This window comes from Agromyces intestinalis, assembly GCF_008365295.1.
GTDB lineage: Bacteria > Actinomycetota > Actinomycetes > Actinomycetales > Microbacteriaceae > Agromyces > Agromyces intestinalis.
In genome coordinates, this window is the sequence record NZ_CP043505.1 from 3771795 (window position 1) to 3787546 (window position 15752).

The window sequence follows — 15752 nt, forward strand, 5'->3', positions numbered from 1 at the left end:
GCCGTACCCGGTCGTGCCGGTCGGTCGTGTCCGGTCCGGTCGGGCGCGGCGAGTCTACCCACGGCCCGCGCGGACGCCGGGAGGGACACGCAGCGTACACTCGGTGCACGTGCCACGAAACCGCGCCCGCGTCGTCGCCGCGATCATCGCGGCGGTGGCCACCGGCCTCGTCACCGGCTGCGCGTCGGCCGGCGAACCGACTCCGACCTCGACGCCGACGCCGAGCACCCCATCGGCGCAGCCGAGCCCCACCACGAGCGTCGACCCGCTGACCGCGTGGGTCGACGCGAGGCTCGACGCGATGACGCTCGAGCAGAAGGCGGCGAGCCTCATCATGGGTCACGTTCCGGGCGTCGACCCGGCCCCCATGCGCGCGTTCGTCGAGCAGGGCGCCGCTGGGCTCCTGCTCATGGGCGACAACATGCCCGCCACGCCCGACGAGCTCGCCGCCCTCACCGCCGCGGTGCAGGTCGATCCCGAGGCCCGCACGCTCATCGGCATCGACGAGGAGGGCGGCATCGTCACCCGACTGCCGTGGGATGACCTGCCCGGCGCCGAGGAGCTGCGTGCCCTGCCGCCCCAGGCGACGCAGGACGCATTCGCGCAGCGCGCGGCGCTGCTCGAGGCATCCGGCGTCGACGTGAACTTCGGCATCGTGGCCGACGTGACCGACGATCCCGACTCGTTCATCTTCGAGCGCGTGCTCGGCACCGACCCGCGGTCGGCGGCCGACCGGGTCGCGGCGGCGGTGACGGGCGAGCACGGCACCGTCGCGAGCACGCTCAAGCACTTCCCGGGACACGGCGCCGCACCCGGCGACTCCCACTCGAGCGTGCCGACGGCGCCGCTGTCGCTCGACGAGTGGCGGGCGGGCGCGGCGATCCCGTTCGCGACGGGCATCGATGCGGGCGCGGAGCTCGTCATGACCGGTCATCTCGTGTATCCGGCCGTCGCCCCCGAGCCGGCGTCGCTCTCGCCGCGGTGGCATGAGATCCTGCGCGACGAGCTCGGGTTCGAGGGTGTCGTCGTCACCGACGACCTGCTCATGCTGCAGCACAACGGGCTGCCCGAGTACGCCGATCCGAACGAGAACGCAGTGCGCGCGGTCGCCTCGGGCGCCGACCTGCTGCTCTACGCTCTGCCCGCGGACCCGTCGGAGTTCGGCATCTCGGTGCCCGGCCTCGCGAGCGCGATCGCCGAGGCGGTGCGGTCGGGCCGGGTTCCCGAGACACGGCTCGACGAGGCCGCTGCGCACGTGCTGGCACTGCGGCGATCGGCGCTCGACTGACGCGTTCCGAACCGATTCCGCGGAGGGCGGAATACATCGGGGGGCTCCATGCGTTCGAATGAATGACGCTCGGCGAAGTCGCGATGTGCGCGGCCCATCCGAGCGTCGCCCGTGACCGAACGCACGACTTGGAGACACCCAGACATGACGACCACCGCCACGACCATCGAGATCCCCGGCTACCGCGCCGGCACCTGGGTCATCGACCCGACCCACAGCGAGGTCGGCTTCAGCATCCGCCACCTCATGATCAGCAAGGTCAAGGGCAAGTTCGAGCGCTTCGAGGCCACCTTCGTCACCGCCGAGGACCCGCTTCAGTCGAGTGTCACCGCGTCGGCCGAGGTCGCCTCGATCAACACCAACGAGCCCAACCGCGACGGCCACCTGCGCACGGGCGACTTCTTCTCGGCCGATGAGTTCCCGACCATCGACTTCGTCTCGACCGGCGTGCGCGTCGTCGACGGCGAGTTCAAGGTCGACGGCGACCTCACCATCAAGGGCGTCACCAAGCCCGTGACGTTCGACTTCGACTTCGGCGGCTTCGGCGGCGACCCGTACGGCAACTACAAGGCCGGCGCCAGTGCGAAGACCGTCGTGAACCGCGAGGACTTCGGCCTCACCTGGAACGCGGCTCTCGAGACCGGTGGCATGCTGCTGGGCGACCAGGTCACGATCACGCTCGAGCTGCAGGCTGCGCTGCAGCAGTAGCGCATCGCGCGTCGCGAAGGGTCGGATGCCACGGGCATCCGACCCTTCGTCGTCGCGGCGTGAGGACGCCCTCCGTATCGGAGCACGCGCTGGGTCCGCCCGCCGGGGCGTGGTATCAGTCGCCCGCGACCGTCAGCTCGCCGAGCCCCGTATCCCAGAACTCCGCCCAGCGCTCGAACGCGGGCCGGAATGCCTGAAGCTCGACGCCCGGCCGGAAGAAGCGCACCTCGACGCCGGTCTCGCCGCGCCGCTCGCGCGACCGGCGCCATGTGCCGACGACCTCGCCGTCGGCCACCAGGATCGGCAGGAAGAGGCCGTTCTTGCCGGGCACGACCCGTGCGGCATCGTCGGCCGAGCAGAACGCGGTGCGATCGCCGTAGCCGAGGAAGTACTCGTCGAACGGCGCGAGCACGTGCCGGCCGACCGCGCGACGTTGCGCGGGGATCGCGTCGGCCGCCACGTAGCGCTCGTCGTCGTACGGTGTCACCGTGTCGCCCGCGGCCGCGAGCCCGGCGCGGGCCTGGGTGAGGGTGAGGCCGCCCCACCACGCGAAGTCGCGCACCGAGACCGGGCCGTGCCCCCGCGCGTAGCCGGCGAACATGATCGCGAGGATCTCGTCGGGATCGTCGGGTTCGCCGGGCCGGCGCGGCGACCACTCGTCGAGCAGCACGAACCGCTGTCTGGCCCTCGTGTCGATCGGTCCTCCGCACAGCACCCCCTCGTTCGCGAGCCGCCAGATGAGGTGATAGCCCCGCTGGCCCTCGGTGCCGATGCCCGCCGCCGACCACGCCGCCTGGAGTTCGTCGCGACTCGCCGAGCGGCCGCCCTGCAGCTCGCGGATCGCGACGTCACGGGCCGCGGCGGCCACGGCCTCGTCGATGCCCTCGTCGCGCATGGTCTTCGCCGAGCGCTGCAGCAGGCGCGCCGAGGTCACGCGCAGGATGGGACGCAGCATGGCAGGGTCGACGAAGTGCAGGGTTCCCCGCATCGGCCAGGATCGCAGCAGCGACCCCTCGTCGACCGCGGCATCGATCGTGGCCTCGGTCGAGCCGGGGACGCGCGCGCCGAGCACCCATTTAGCCGCAGCGAGATCCTGCGCCTGCAGACAGACGAGTCGGTCCACCGCCTCGGCGGGCGTGGCGAACCCGCCCTCGCCCACGCCACCGCTGCCTGAGCCGAGCCCGTGAGCGGCGAGTCGGGCGGCGCGCAGCTGTGCACCCGCGGCAATGCTCGTGGCATCCGTCGTCATGCTGCGAGTCTGCCCGAGGCCGCCGACATGCACGGCGCATCCGGAATCCGACCTCGCTTCGCCGGGATAGAATGGGAGGCTGTGCCGTTCGGCACGCCCACTCCACCCGCCGCATCGGAGGAACCGCCGTGCTCGCCGTCCACGACCTCGAGATCCGCGTCGGCGCGCGCCTGCTCATGGAGCACGTGTCCTTCCGGGTCTCCGCGGGCGACAAGATCGGCCTCGTCGGGCGCAACGGCGCCGGCAAGACCACGCTCACCAAGACCCTCGCCGGCGAGACCCTGCCGACGGCCGGCCGTATCGACCGCTCGGGTGAGATCGGCTACCTGCCGCAGGACCCTCGCAGCGGCGACCCCGAGATGCTCGCCCGCACCCGGATCCTCGATGCGCGCGGCCTGGGCTCGCTCGTGATCGGCATGCGTGAGGCATCCGAACTGATGGGCAGCGACGACCCGGCCGTCGCAGCCAAAGCGATGAAGAAGTACGGCAACCTCACTGACCGCTTCACCGCGCTCGGCGGGTACGCCGCCGAGGCAGAGGCCGCCTCGATCGCCTCGAACCTGAACCTGCCCGAGCGCATCCTCGACCAGCCGCTGAAGACCCTCTCGGGCGGTCAGCGACGCCGCATCGAGCTCGCCCGCATCCTGTTCAGCGATGCCGACACGATGATCCTCGACGAGCCGACGAACCACCTCGACGCCGACTCGGTGGTGTGGCTGCGCGAGTTCCTGAAGAACTCCAAGTGCGGCGTCATCGTCATCTCGCACGACGTCGAACTGGTCGGCGAGGTCGTGAACCGGGTGTTCTACCTCGACGCCAACCGGTCGGTGATCGACCAGTACAACATGGGCTGGAAGCACTACCTGCGCCAGCGCGCCGCCGACGAGGAGCGCCGTCGCAAAGAGCGCGCCAACGCCGAGAAGAAGGCGTCGGCGCTGCAGCAGCAGGCCGCCCGATTCGGGGCGAAGGCCTCGAAGGCCGCCGCCGCCCACCAGATGGTCGCGCGCGCCGAGAAACTGCTCTCGGGCCTCGAGGAGGTGCGCGCCGTCGACCGGGTCGCGAAGCTGCGGTTCCCGACGCCCGCCCCGTGCGGCCGCACCCCGCTGTCCGCGAGCGACCTCTCGAAGTCGTACGGCTCGCTCGAGATCTTCACCGCCGTCGACCTCGCGATCGACCGCGGCTCGAAGGTCGTCGTCATCGGCCTGAACGGCGCGGGCAAGACGACGCTGCTGCGCATCCTGGCCGGCGTCGACGCGCCCGACACCGGCCTCGTCGAGCCCGGCCACGGCCTGCGCATCGGGTACTTCGCGCAGGAGCACGAGACGCTCGACGTGAAGCGCACGGTGCTGCAGAACATGGTGTCCGCCTCGCCGAACCTCACCGAGACCGAGGCGCGCAAGGTGCTCGGCTCGTTCCTGTTCACGGGCGACGATGTGCACAAGCCCGCGGGCGTGCTCTCGGGCGGTGAGAAGACCCGGCTCGCGCTCGCGATGATCGTCGTCTCAGGGGCCAATGTGCTGCTGCTCGACGAGCCCACGAACAACCTCGACCCCGCCAGCCGCGACGAGATCCTCGATGCGCTCTCGCACTTCGAGGGCGCGGTCGTGCTCGTCTCGCACGACCCGGGTGCGGTCGAGGCACTGAACCCCGAGCGGGTACTGATCCTGCCCGACGGCGTGGAGGACCACTGGTCGGCCGAGTACCAGGAGCTCATCGAGCTGGCCTGACACGGCGTGGCCGCCGCTGCGGCTAACGCCGGTCGAGGATCTCGTCCTCGATGTCGGCGTCGCTGCGCGTGCGCGGTTCACGCGCGGGCTTGGTCGCGCGCTCGGTGCGCTCAGTGCGCTCGACGGAGACGGATGCCTCGGCGAGGCCCTTGCGCTCCTGATTCGCCGCCCAGGCGAGGCCGATGAAGCCGAGCAGCGCGAACACGAACCACTGCAACGCGTACGACAGGTGCGGACCTTCGTCGCGCACCGGTCGCAGCGCGGCCACGGGCGCGTGATCACGAGCGGATGTCTCGTGCACGAGCAGTCCGTACGCTCCGGTGTAGCTCGGCTCGCCGACCCGCTCGCTCAGCTCGGCGAGATCGATCGTGGCGACCTCGTCGCCGACCGTCGTGCGGCCCGCGATGCGCGGCTCGCCGGCCTTCAGCCGCGCGACCTGCTCGACGTGCCCGGTGGGCGCCGGCGCGTACTCGGCGGGGCCGCCCTCGTCTGCCTGCGGAACCCAGCCGCGGTCGACGAAGAAGATCGTGCCGTCGTCGAGTCGGAACGGCGTGACGACCTCGTATCCCGAGCTGCCCTGGTAGGGACGGTTGCGCACGACCACTTCGTCGCCCGGCAGGTACTCGCCCGACAGCTCGACCTTCTGCCAGCGCTGGTCGACGTCGAACGCGGCGAGGTCGGGCAGCGCGTCGGTGATCGGCATCGACGCGCCGTCGTAGTTGGCGTCGATGCGCGCGACCTCGGCGAGCGCCTCGGCGCGACGATTGAGCTGCCAGGTGCCGAGCGCACAGCAGACGATCGCGAAGACGATCACGAGGGCGAGGTAGCCGGCCCAGCGCCCTGACCGGAGGAAGGCCCATTCGCTCATGTGCCGGCCTCTGCGGAATCGAACGCCGACGCCTCGACGGGGAACGACCGCGCCTCGAGGAACCCCCGCAGGTAGTCGACGTGCTCGTCGCACGCGAGCCAGGTCTTGAACCGGTCGCCGGTGTGGATGCGCGGGTTGCGCCAGTCGATGCGCCAGGTCGCGGCCGCGGAGCATCCGGCCCTCGAACACGTCCCGGCCGCCGGAACCGATCCCGGCAGCCCGATCACAGCGCTGCTCCCGGCTCGGCGGGAGCAGCCGGATCGGCGTCGGCCGCGGCATCCGCCTCGTGCGCCGGAGCCGGGCGCCCGTCGGTCAGCGCGAGCGTGGGCGCGGCGACCTCGCCGCCGCGCTGGGAGCCGACGTTCGCGAGCACGACCGCGATGTACGGCAGGAAGATCGCTCCGGCGGCGAACACCGCAAGCCACCAGCCCTGCACGAAGAGCATGAGCACGATGCACACGACCCGGATCGACATCGCGATCGTGTACTTCACCATCCGCGCGCGGCGCTCCTCCTCGGGGGAGGGCGGCAGCGAGGTGATCGTGTGCTGCTGCGACTTCATGTGCTCGCCGCGCGTCGGCGCGGCACTCCTTCCGCTCAAGCCTACGTCCATCGGGGCGCGTCATCGCCCGCCCAGAGCCACCCGACCACCCCCTACACTGGGAGGCCGAGCCGAGAGAGTGGAGCCTGCCAGATGACGACGAGCCGCACGGTGCTGGTGACCGGGGGAAACCGGGGGATCGGGTATGCGATCGCCGAGGAGTTCCTCGCGCAGGGTCACCGCGTCGCGGTCACCGCCCGCTCGGGTGAGGGTCCCGCCGGCGCGCTGACGGTGCGGGCCGACGTGACCGACGCCGAGTCGATCGACCGGGCGTTCTCCGAGATCGAGGCCGAGCTCGGCCCGGTCGAGGTCGTCGTGGCCAACGCCGGCATCACGCGCGACACCCTGCTGCTGCGGATGAGCGAGGACGACTTCGAAACCGTCGTCGACACGAACCTCACGGGCGCGTTCCGGGTCATCAAGCGTGCGTCGAAAGGCATGCTGAAGGCCCGGTTCGGCCGCATCGTGCTGATCTCGAGCGTCGTCGGCCTCTACGGCTCGCCCGGCCAGGTCAACTACGCGGCGTCGAAGGCGGGTCTCGTGGGCATCGCCCGCTCGATCACCCGCGAGCTCGGCGGCCGCGGCATCACCGCGAACGTCGTCGCGCCGGGCTTCATCCGCACCGACATGACCGACGAACTGCCCGCCGAGCAGCAGCAGGAATACCTGCGCAGCATCCCGGCGGGCCGGTTCGCCGAGCCGTCCGAGGTGGCGAAGGTCGTGACCTGGGTCGCGGGTGACGACGCCGCCTACATCTCGGGTGCGGTCATCCCGGTCGACGGCGGCCTCGGCATGGGGCACTAGCCCGGCGCTCTGCGCCACCTCGGCGCCCTCTGCACCAGCGCGAGTGGCGCGGACGCCGCCGAACTGGCGCAGCGCGCGTGACCGGCCGGCGCGTCGAGAGTTCAGCGGTCCACGCCCGCCGGCGCATCGATGCCGTCGCGCGAGCCGACGATCTCCGACGGCGGGAACGCCTCGGCCAACCGCCGGCGCGTCTCGTCGTCGAGGGTGAGGTCGGCGGCGCCGGCGTTCTCGTCGAGTCGCGCGCGATGACGCGTGCCCGGGATCGGCACGACGCCCTCCGACAGCACCCAGGCGAGGGCGACCTGTGCGACCGTCGCGCCGAACTCGGCGGCGATGGTCTCGACGCGTTCGACGAGCCGTCGGTTCGCGGCGAACGCGTCGGCCTGGAAGCGCGGCAGGTACCGGCGGTCATCGTCGGGGGCGAGGTCGTCGAGGCTGCGGATGCCGTCGGTGAGCACGCCTCGCCCGAGCGGCGAGAACGCGACGAACCCGATGCCGAGCTCGTCGGCGGTCGCCTTCTCGTCGTTGTCGAGGATGTCGCGGGCGAACAGCGAGAACTCCGACTGCACGGCGGCGATCGGGTGCACCGCGTGCGCGCGACGCATCGTGCGCCCCGAGACCTCCGACAGGCCGAGGTGGCGCACCTTGCCCTCCTGCACGAGTTCGGCCATCGCCCCCACGCTCTCCTCGATCGGGACGGCGGGGTCGACCCGGTGCAGGTAGTAGAGGTCGATCACCTCGGTGCCGAGGTGGCGCAGTGATCGCTCGGCGGCTCGCTTGATGTAGGCGGGGGTGCCGTTGCGACCGTGGATCGTGCCGTCGTCGTCGGTCTCGGCCGACGCCTTCGTCGCGATCGTGATCTCGTCGAAGCGCCCCTTCAGGGCCCGACCGATGAGCTGCTCGTTGGCGAACGGGCCGTACGCCTCGGCCGTGTCGATGAAGGTGACGCCCGAGTCGACGGCGTGGCGCAGAGTCGCGATCGACTCCTGTTCGTCGCTTGGACCGTAGTAGGCGCTCATGCCCATCGCGCCGAGGCCGATGGCCGAGACGCGGAGTCCGTCGCCGAGAAGTCGCTGGTGCATTCGTCGGGTCCTTTCGTCGCGGGGCGCCGCGAGCGCCCACCCTTGCGGCGCGGTGCGCCGTCACCACGAGAGACCGGGCGAGCGCGTTCGATGTGACATCCGTCGGCCTGAGACCACGGAGCCGGATGCTCCGGACTCAGCCGCGCAGGCCCGCCAGCGCCAGCACCTGCGAGAGGTCGGGGCGATCGATCGAGACATCCGCCTGCGCGCGCACCACGGGCTTCGCGCAGAACGCGACGCCGAGCGCTGCGGTGGCGAGCATGCGCAGGTCGTTCGCGCCGTCGCCGACGGCGATGGTGCGACCGCGGGGCACGCCCGCCAGCTCGGCCCACTCGACGAGTGCGGCGGCCTTGGCCTCGGCGTCGACGATCGGCCCGTCGACGCGCCCGGTCAGACGGCCGGATGTATCGAGCTCGAGCCGGTTCGCCCGGCAGAAGTCGAGGCCGAGGCGCTCGGCGAGCGGGTCGAGCAACTCGTGGAATCCGCCCGAGACCACCCCGACGCGCCCGCCTGCGCGGTGCACGGTGTCGATCAGCTCCTGCACGCCGTCGGTGGGGGTCATGCGCTCGCGCACCTGCGCGAACACCGAGGCATCCAGGCCGGCGAGCGTGGCCACCCGCTCGCGCAGGCTCTGCGCGAAGTCGAGCTCGCCGCGCATCGCCCGCTCGGTGACCGCCGCGACCAGCTCGAGTGACCCGGCCGCGTCGGCGAGCAGCTCGATCGCCTCCTCGCGGATCAGGGTCGAATCGGCGTCGAGCACGACGAGCGGGCCGGCGGAGCCGGCGGCGATCGCGCCGCTCACGCGCGGGCCCGGACGCGCGAGCCCTTGCCGACCACGGTGAGTCCGCTGTCGGTCACGATGAATCCGCGCGCGAGGTCGTCGGCGCGGTCGACGCCGATCTCGGCGCCCGCCTCGACGACCACCTCTTTGTCGAGGATGGCGCGCTTCACGTGGGCACCCTCGTCGATGCGGGCTCGGTCGAACAGGATCGAGTCGACCACATGCGCACCGGAGCCGACGACCGACCACGGACCGAGCACGCTGCGCTCGATGTGCGCACCCGAGATCACCGAGCCGAGCGAGACGATCGAGTCGATCACGGTGCCGAGGGCGCCGCGCGCGTCGCGGGTCACCTTCGCGGGCGGCGAGTTCAGCTGCTGCGAGAAGATCGGCCACTCGCGGTTGTAGAGGTTGAACACCGGCAGCACCGAGATCAGGTCTTGATGGGCCTCGTAGTAGCTGTCGAGGGTTCCGACGTCGCGCCAGTAGTAGCGATCGCGGTCGGTCGCGCCGGGGACGTCATTGCGCTTCAGGTCGTAGACCCCCGCCGCGCCGCGGTCGACGAACGACGGGATGATGTCGCCGCCCATATCGTGGCTCGACGAGGTCTGCTCGCCGTCGCGCAGCACGGAGTCGACGAGCGCATCGGCGTCGAAGACGTAGTTGCCCATCGAAGCGAGCACCTCGTCGGGCGAGTCGGGCAGGCCGACCGGGTCGTTCGGCTTCTCGAGGAACCGTCGGATGCGGTCGGGATGCTTCGGGTCGACGTCGATGACGCCGAACTGGTTCGCGAGCGAGATGGGCTGGCGGATCGCGGCGACCGTGGCCTCGGCACCCGACTCGACGTGGGCGTCGATCATCTGGCTGAAGTCCATGCGGTACACGTGGTCGGCGCCGACGACCACGATGATGTCGGGCTTCTCGTCGTAGATCAGGTTGAGACTCTGCAGGATCGCGTCGGCCGACCCCGAGAACCAGCGCTTGCCGAGCCGCTGCTGCGCCGGCACCGAGGCGACGTAGGAGTTCAGCAGCCCGCTCAGCCGCCAGGTCTGCGAGACGTGCCGGTCGAGCGAGTGCGACTTGTACTGGGTGAGCACGACGATCTGCCGCAGGCCCGAGTTGAGCAGGTTCGACAGCGCGAAGTCGATGAGCCGGTACTGCCCGCCGAACGGCACCGCGGGCTTGGCGCGGTCTTCGGTGAGGGGCATGAGTCGTTTGCCTTCTCCGCCGGCGAGGACGATGCCGAAGACCTTGCGCGATGCCATGCCTCCAGCGTAGTCAGCCGCGGCGTCGTGCACGGCAGGGATCGACACCTCGTGACGCACGCTGCGCTACCGTGTGGGCATGCGCGTCGACCTGCTCACCCGCGAATACCCGCCCGAGGTCTACGGAGGCGCCGGCGTCCATGTCGGCGAGCTGGTACGCGCGCTGCGGCGCAGCATCGAAGTGCGGGTGCGCTGCTTCGGCGCTCCGCGCGACGAGGAGGGCACCTTCGCGTACGCGACCCCGTCGGGCCTCGCCGAGGCGAACGCGGCGATCGCGACGCTCGGCGTCGATCTCGAGATGGCCCAGGATGCCTCGGGCGCCGACCTCGTGCACTCGCACACGTGGTACGCGAACTTCGCCGGCGCCACCGCGAAGCGCCTGCACGGGATCCCGCACGTGGTCACGGCGCACAGCCTCGAGCCGCTGCGCCCGTGGAAGGCCGAGCAGCTGGGCGGCGGCTACCGGGTGTCGTCGTGGGCCGAGCGCACCGCGTTCGAGGAGGCGGACGCGGTGATCGCGGTGAGTGCCGGCATGCGCCGCGACATCCTGCGCGCTTATCCGGGCATCGACCCCGATCGGGTCGAGGTGGTCTACAACGGCATCGACCTCGACGACTGGGCGCCGAACCACGACCCCGACGCGGTGCGCGCACTCGGCGTCGACCCCGATCGCCCCTCGATCGTGTTCGTCGGCCGGATCACCCGCCAGAAGGGGCTGCCGTATCTGCTGCGCGCCGCGCGACTGCTGCCGCCGGGCATCCAGCTCGTGCTGTGCGCGGGCGCACCCGACACTCCCGAGATCATGGCCGAGGTCAGCGGGCTCGTCGCCGAGCTCGCCGCCGAACGCGAGGGCGTGGTGTGGATCGACCGGCACCTGCCGCGCCCCGAGCTCACCGCACTGCTCACGGCGGCCACGACGTTCGTGTGCCCGTCGATCTACGAACCCCTCGGCATCGTGAACCTCGAGGCGATGGCCTGCGGCGCCCCCGTGGTCGGCACGGCCACGGGCGGCATCCCCGAGGTCGTCGACGACGGCGTCACCGGCGTGCTGGTGCCGATCGAGCAGGTCGACGACGGCACCGGCACGCCGGTGGACCCCGACCGGTTCATCGCCGATCTCGCCGAGACGCTGGCCGTCGTCGCCTCCGATCCCGAGCGGGCGGCCGCGATGGGCGCGGCCGGACGCCGCCGCGCCGAGGAGCACTTCGCGTGGAGCTCGATCGCGGAACGCACGGTCGAGGTGTACGAGCGGGTGCTCGGCCGCGGTCGCGGCTGACCGGAGTGCACGGCGGGGTCGTATCGCCCGGATAGCATGGACGTATGGCGAGCACGGTTCTGCAGTTCCGCGATGTGTCGGTGGTCCGAGACGGCAACACGATCCTCGACGGGATCGACTGGACGGTCGCCAGCGACGAGCGTTGGGTGATCCTCGGCCCGAACGGGGCCGGCAAGACGACCCTCCTGCAGATCGCCGCCGCCGCCATGCACCCCACGAAGGGCGAGGCCGAGGTGCTGGCCGAATCGCTCGGCAAGGTCGACGTGTTCGAGCTGCGCCCGATGATCGGCTTCGCGTCGACCGCGATGGCCCGCAAGATCCCGCGCAACGAGACGGTGCTCGACGTCGTGCTCACCGCCGCCTACTCGGTCACCGGCCGGTGGAACGAAGAGTACGAAGAGATCGACCTGCGCCGCGCGCAGCGCGTGCTGAAGGAGTGGCGCCTCGAGCAGTTCGCCGACCGCAGGTTCGGCAGCCTCTCCGACGGCGAGCAGAAGCGCGTGCAGATCGCCCGCTCGGTCATGACCGACCCCGAGCTGCTGCTGCTCGACGAGCCGGCAGCGAGCCTCGACCTCGGCGCACGTGAAGAACTCGTGGGGCTGCTCGGCGGCTACGCCTCGTCGGGTGCGTCGCCCGCGATCGTCATGGTGACCCACCACGTCGAAGAGATCCCGCAGGGGTTCACGCACGCGCTGCTGCTCGCCGACGGCAAGATCCAGGCGGCCGGGCCGTTCGCCGAGGCACTCACGGCCGAGCACCTGACCGCCACGTTCGGGCTGCCGATCGAGCTGACCGAGACGAACGGCCGGTACGCCGCCCGCGCTGCCTAGCGGCGTCTGAGCGTCGATTCTGCTAGACTCGATAGCTGGCCCGAGGGCCACCTCGTCTTCCCGCCGCGCCGCGCCGCAGCAGGGCGGGTTTCTCCATCGCATATTCCGATCAGCAAGGAAGTCTTCATGAAGACCGACATCCACCCCGAGTACAACGCGATCGTCTTCCGCGACCTCGCGTCGGGTGCCACGTTCCTCACGCGTTCGACCGCGACGAGCGACAAGACCATCGAGCTCGACGGGGTCACCTACCCGGTGATCGACGTCGAGATCTCGAGCGAGTCGCACCCGTTCTACACGGGCAAGCAGCGCATCCTCGACTCGGCCGGCCGCGTCGAGAAGTTCAACCAGCGCTTCAAGGGCTTCGGCTCCTCGAAGTAGGCCGTTCACGAAGGGGCGGGCGACCTGGTCGCCCGCCCCTTCGTCGTGTCGCCGGGCGCAGCGGACGGTGCCGCATCGCGCCGACCGGACTGTCGGGCACCGGTCGGCGGTGAGCGCCGACCGGGTCGTCAGCGCAGCGGCCAGTCGCCGACCGCGACGAACTCGGGCTCGCCGTTCGCGCGTCGCCACGCCTGGTAGCTGGCCGCCTGGTCGCGGCACCAGCCGACCTGCAGGGTGTGCAGGTCTTCGAGCGGCGTGGCCGCGACCTCAGGGTAGGCGCGAGCGATGGCCTGCGCCACCCGGCCGGCGGCGACTGCATCGGCGCCGGCGTCGTGCGCGTCGACGAGTTCGACGCCGTAGTGCGCCGCTGCGGCGGTGAGCGTGCGCTTGCCGCGCCGGTACCGGTCGACGGCCTTGTCGATGACGAGCGGGTCGACGATCGGCGGCGGGCCCGCCAGCGGCGCGTGCCCGTAGCGTTCGGCCTCGCGGGCGAGCACCGTGAGGTCGTAGGCGGCGTTGTACGCCACGATCGGCAGGCCGCGGGCGGCCACGTCGGCGAGGGCGGCGATGATCTCGGCCACGGCGACGACCGCTGCGGCGCCCTCGGCGCGAGCGCGCTCGGTCGAGATGCCGTGGATGAGGGTAGCGGCGGTGGGGATCTCGACGCCGGGATCGACGAGCCACCGGCGCTGTTCGAGCACGTCGCCGTCGGGGCCGATGACCCCGACGTGCGCCGTGACGATGCGGCACACGTCGACGTCGATGCCGGTGGTCTCGAGGTCGAAGACGGCCAGCCGCTCGGCCCAGCCTGCTGAATTCGGGTTCATGCCGCTCACGGTATCCGCGACCACCGTCACGGCTGCGGCGGCCCGTCGTGCGGCGCTCGCTCAGGGGCCCGGCCGTACACTGAACGGGATGATTCCGTCGCCCTACGCCGCCCCGCTCGCACGTATCCCGGTTCGGGAGCATCGGGCGAGCGTGCTCGGAACCGAGACCGCCTGGTGGGAGTACGGCGACCCCGCGGCCCCAGCGCTGGTGCTCGTGCACGGGTTCCGCGGCGACCATCACGGTCTCGAGCCGATCGTCGCGTACCTCGAGGGGTTCCGGGTGATCTCGCCCGACCTGCCCGGCTTCGGCGCATCCGCACCGCTCGCGGCCGCCCACGACATCGCGGGGTACACGGCGTGGTTGCGCGCCTTCGTCGAACAACTCGACCTGGCCGGCGGCTTCGACCTGCTGGGCCACTCGTTCGGCTCGATCATCGCGGCGGCTGCGGTCGCCGCCGGGCTGGCGCCGCGACGGCTCGTGCTCGTGAACCCGATCGGCGCCCCGGCGCTCGAAGGTCCGCGCGGGGTCATGACGCGGCTCGCCGTCGGCTACTACCGGGCAGCGGCAGCGCTTCCCGAGCGCGCCGGCTTCGCCCTGCTGCGCAACGGAGCGATCGTGCGGGTCATGAGCGTGACGATGGCCAAGACCCGTGAGAAGCCGCTGCGCCGGTTCATCCACGACCAGCACGACCGGTACTTCTCGGCGTTCGCCGACCGCGACGCGGTGCTGCAGGCGTTCCGCGCGTCGGTCAGCCACGACGTGCGCGAGTACGCGCCCCGCATCGGCGTGCCGACGCTGCTGGTCGCCGCCGACCGCGACGACATCACCCCGATCGAGGCGCAACGCCGGCTGGTCGAGCAGTTCCCGGATGCCTCGCTCGAAGTCGTCCGCGACGTCGGCCACCTGATCCACTACGAGGCGCCCGACGAGGCCGCCACCCACATCCGGCAATTCCTCGGCGCCGGAGCCGGCGCGTGAGGGTCGTCGTCGACTGCCGGTACACCCGCATCGGGCAGCACGACGGCATCAGCCGGTTCACCGCCGGCATCGTAGGCGAGCTCGCGAAGCGGCATCCGGTCACCATGCTCATCAACGACCACCGCCAGCTCGACCTGCTGCCCGACCTGCCGTGGCAGCTGGTCAGCGGGCCGACGAGCCCCCGCGAGCCGTTCGTCGCCCGGCAGGTGCGCAGGCTGCGGCCCGACATCGTGTTCTCGCCGATGCAGACGATGGGCTCGTGGGGGCGCGACTACGCCCTGCTGCTCACTCTGCACGACCTCATCTACTACGAGAACCGCACCCCTCCGCGCGACCTGCCGTGGTTCGTGCGCGTGCTCTGGCGGGTCTACCACCTCGCCTGGTGGCCGCAGCGGGTGCTGCTGAACCGCGCCGACGCCGTCGTCACGGTGTCCGAGACCACGGCCGGCCTCATGCGCGAGCACCGGCTCACGAAGCGTCCCGTCACGGTCGTGCCGAACGCCGCCGACGACCTGCCGGCCCCGCCGCTGCCGCGGACGCGCCCGAGCGGCCGCCGGCTGGTCTACATGGGTTCGTACATGCCGTACAAGAACGTGGACACGCTCGTGCGAGCTGCGGGCGAGCTGCCCGACCACGAGCTGCACCTGTGCAGCCGCATCTCGGATGCCGAACGCGCCCGCCTCACCCGGCTCGCACCCGAGGCGCGCCTGGTGTTCCACGACGGCGTCACCGACGCCGAGTACGCCGAACTGCTCTCGGGCGCCACCGCGCTCGTGCACGCCTCACGGGCCGAGGGATTCGGCATCCCCCTCGTCGAGGCGATGCGCGTGGGCACGCCGGTCGTGGTCAGCGACATCCCGATCTTCCGAGAAATCGGCGGCGACGCCGCCCGGTTCTTCGACCCGTCCGATGCGTCGTCGCTCGTCGCGCAGCTCGGAGCCCTCGAGGCCGAGGGGGAGTGGGAGCAGCGCTCGGCCGCCTCGATCGAGGTCGCGGCCCGCTACACGTGGGCGCGGTCGGCCGAGCGGCTGCTCGACCTCATGCAGCAGACCGTCGCCGGCACGAGGAACCGGCGCCGGCGCTGAC

General features: G+C 71.4%; 17 protein-coding genes. 9 read left to right on the forward strand and 8 right to left on the reverse strand.

Going from position 1 to position 15752, the window contains the following annotated elements:
- Positions 1-109 precede the first annotated feature (109 nt).
- Entirely contained in the window at positions 110-1288 is a 1179-nt protein-coding gene (locus tag FLP10_RS17195; protein WP_246150071.1) for a glycoside hydrolase family 3 N-terminal domain-containing protein, read from the forward strand.
- Between the two features lie 144 nt (positions 1289-1432).
- Positions 1433-1996: a YceI family protein gene (locus FLP10_RS17200; RefSeq protein ID WP_149161970.1), complete on the forward strand. Its 564-nt coding sequence runs from the start codon at positions 1433-1435 to the stop codon at positions 1994-1996.
- A gap of 115 nt (positions 1997-2111) precedes the next feature.
- Here FLP10_RS17200 and FLP10_RS17205 read toward each other — a convergent pair whose 3' ends face one another.
- Positions 2112-3245 (reverse strand): winged helix DNA-binding domain-containing protein, encoded by a 1134-nt coding sequence (locus FLP10_RS17205; RefSeq protein ID WP_149161971.1) that lies wholly within the window; start codon positions 3243-3245, stop codon positions 2112-2114.
- 128 nt (positions 3246-3373) lie between these two features.
- Between FLP10_RS17205 and FLP10_RS17210 the strand changes: the two genes are divergently transcribed.
- The gene (locus FLP10_RS17210) at positions 3374-4972 is read left to right on the forward strand and encodes an ABC-F family ATP-binding cassette domain-containing protein (RefSeq protein WP_149161972.1); all 1599 of its coding nucleotides are present in this window, start codon (positions 3374-3376) and stop codon (positions 4970-4972) included.
- Between the two features lie 22 nt (positions 4973-4994).
- Here the strand turns inward: FLP10_RS17210 and FLP10_RS17215 are convergent, their stop codons facing one another.
- The 3 genes from FLP10_RS17215 to FLP10_RS17225 are packed head-to-tail and all read right to left on the reverse strand — an operon-like array spanning position 4995 to position 6402.
- Positions 4995-5840, reverse strand: coding sequence for an SURF1 family cytochrome oxidase biogenesis protein (locus FLP10_RS17215; RefSeq protein ID WP_149161973.1), 846 nt, complete (start codon positions 5838-5840; stop codon positions 4995-4997).
- A complete protein-coding gene (locus FLP10_RS17220; RefSeq protein ID WP_246150072.1) occupies positions 5837-6067 on the reverse strand; it encodes a hypothetical protein in 231 nt (76 codons plus the stop codon). The genes FLP10_RS17215 and FLP10_RS17220 overlap by 4 nt, the downstream gene beginning before the upstream one ends.
- The gene (locus tag FLP10_RS17225) at positions 6064-6402 is read right to left on the reverse strand and encodes a DUF3099 domain-containing protein (protein WP_149161974.1); all 339 of its coding nucleotides are present in this window, start codon (positions 6400-6402) and stop codon (positions 6064-6066) included. Before FLP10_RS17225 ends, FLP10_RS17220 begins: the two co-directional genes overlap by 4 nt.
- Before the next feature lie 132 nt (positions 6403-6534).
- Here FLP10_RS17225 and FLP10_RS17230 point away from each other — a divergent pair, with 132 nt between their 5' ends.
- Positions 6535-7245 carry a beta-ketoacyl-ACP reductase gene (locus FLP10_RS17230; RefSeq protein WP_149161975.1) on the forward strand — a complete coding sequence of 237 codons (711 nt, stop codon included), beginning with the start codon at positions 6535-6537 and terminating at the stop codon, positions 7243-7245.
- Between the two features lie 101 nt (positions 7246-7346).
- On the opposite strand, the gene FLP10_RS17235 is transcribed toward FLP10_RS17230, so the two are convergent.
- The 3 genes from FLP10_RS17235 to glgC all read right to left on the reverse strand — a co-directional run bounded on the left by FLP10_RS17235 (position 7347) and on the right by glgC (position 10373).
- The gene (locus tag FLP10_RS17235) at positions 7347-8327 is read right to left on the reverse strand and encodes an aldo/keto reductase (RefSeq protein WP_149161976.1); all 981 of its coding nucleotides are present in this window, start codon (positions 8325-8327) and stop codon (positions 7347-7349) included.
- Between the two features lie 136 nt (positions 8328-8463).
- Positions 8464-9129 (reverse strand): phosphoserine phosphatase SerB, encoded by a 666-nt coding sequence (serB, locus tag FLP10_RS17240; RefSeq protein ID WP_149161977.1) that lies wholly within the window; start codon positions 9127-9129, stop codon positions 8464-8466.
- Entirely contained in the window at positions 9126-10373 is a 1248-nt protein-coding gene (gene glgC, locus FLP10_RS17245) for a glucose-1-phosphate adenylyltransferase (protein ID WP_149161978.1), read from the reverse strand. Before glgC ends, serB begins: the two co-directional genes overlap by 4 nt.
- A gap of 79 nt (positions 10374-10452) precedes the next feature.
- On the opposite strand from glgC, the gene glgA reads away from it, so the two are divergent.
- The 3 genes from glgA to FLP10_RS17260 all read left to right on the forward strand — a co-directional run bounded on the left by glgA (position 10453) and on the right by FLP10_RS17260 (position 12860).
- Positions 10453-11649 carry a glycogen synthase gene (gene glgA, locus FLP10_RS17250; protein WP_149161979.1) on the forward strand — a complete coding sequence of 399 codons (1197 nt, stop codon included), beginning with the start codon at positions 10453-10455 and terminating at the stop codon, positions 11647-11649.
- A 44-nt stretch (positions 11650-11693) separates the two neighbouring features.
- Positions 11694-12479 (forward strand): ABC transporter ATP-binding protein, encoded by a 786-nt coding sequence (locus FLP10_RS17255; protein WP_149161980.1) that lies wholly within the window; start codon positions 11694-11696, stop codon positions 12477-12479.
- Between the two features lie 126 nt (positions 12480-12605).
- A complete protein-coding gene (locus FLP10_RS17260; RefSeq protein WP_149161981.1) occupies positions 12606-12860 on the forward strand; it encodes a type B 50S ribosomal protein L31 in 255 nt (84 codons plus the stop codon).
- 128 nt (positions 12861-12988) lie between these two features.
- On the opposite strand, the gene FLP10_RS17265 is transcribed toward FLP10_RS17260, so the two are convergent.
- Positions 12989-13687 carry an exonuclease domain-containing protein gene (locus tag FLP10_RS17265; protein ID WP_149161982.1) on the reverse strand — a complete coding sequence of 233 codons (699 nt, stop codon included), beginning with the start codon at positions 13685-13687 and terminating at the stop codon, positions 12989-12991.
- Between the two features lie 88 nt (positions 13688-13775).
- Here FLP10_RS17265 and FLP10_RS17270 point away from each other — a divergent pair, with 88 nt between their 5' ends.
- Positions 13776-14666 (forward strand): alpha/beta fold hydrolase, encoded by an 891-nt coding sequence (locus tag FLP10_RS17270; RefSeq protein ID WP_149161983.1) that lies wholly within the window; start codon positions 13776-13778, stop codon positions 14664-14666.
- Positions 14663-15751, forward strand: coding sequence for a glycosyltransferase family 4 protein (locus FLP10_RS17275; protein WP_149161984.1), 1089 nt, complete (start codon positions 14663-14665; stop codon positions 15749-15751). Before FLP10_RS17270 ends, FLP10_RS17275 begins: the two co-directional genes overlap by 4 nt.
- Position 15752 lies beyond the last annotated feature (1 nt).

Bases quoted from the DNA above. Each gene is read 5' to 3' on its own strand.
- FLP10_RS17200 (WP_149161970.1), top strand. From the start codon at position 1,433: ATGACGACCACCGCCACGACCATCGAGATCCCCGGCTACCGCGCCGGC.
- FLP10_RS17205 (WP_149161971.1), bottom strand. From the start codon at position 3,245: ATGACGACGGATGCCACGAGCATTGCCGCGGGTGCACAGCTGCGCGCC.
- FLP10_RS17215 (WP_149161973.1), bottom strand. From the start codon at position 5,840: ATGAGCGAATGGGCCTTCCTCCGGTCAGGGCGCTGGGCCGGCTACCTC.
- FLP10_RS17225 (WP_149161974.1), bottom strand. From the start codon at position 6,402: ATGAAGTCGCAGCAGCACACGATCACCTCGCTGCCGCCCTCCCCCGAG.
- FLP10_RS17230 (WP_149161975.1), top strand. From the start codon at position 6,535: ATGACGACGAGCCGCACGGTGCTGGTGACCGGGGGAAACCGGGGGATC.
- FLP10_RS17235 (WP_149161976.1), bottom strand. From the start codon at position 8,327: ATGCACCAGCGACTTCTCGGCGACGGACTCCGCGTCTCGGCCATCGGC.
- glgC (WP_149161978.1), bottom strand. From the start codon at position 10,373: ATGGCATCGCGCAAGGTCTTCGGCATCGTCCTCGCCGGCGGAGAAGGC.
- glgA (WP_149161979.1), top strand. From the start codon at position 10,453: ATGCGCGTCGACCTGCTCACCCGCGAATACCCGCCCGAGGTCTACGGA.
- FLP10_RS17255 (WP_149161980.1), top strand. From the start codon at position 11,694: ATGGCGAGCACGGTTCTGCAGTTCCGCGATGTGTCGGTGGTCCGAGAC.
- FLP10_RS17260 (WP_149161981.1), top strand. From the start codon at position 12,606: ATGAAGACCGACATCCACCCCGAGTACAACGCGATCGTCTTCCGCGAC.
- FLP10_RS17265 (WP_149161982.1), bottom strand. From the start codon at position 13,687: ATGAACCCGAATTCAGCAGGCTGGGCCGAGCGGCTGGCCGTCTTCGAC.
- FLP10_RS17270 (WP_149161983.1), top strand. From the start codon at position 13,776: ATGATTCCGTCGCCCTACGCCGCCCCGCTCGCACGTATCCCGGTTCGG.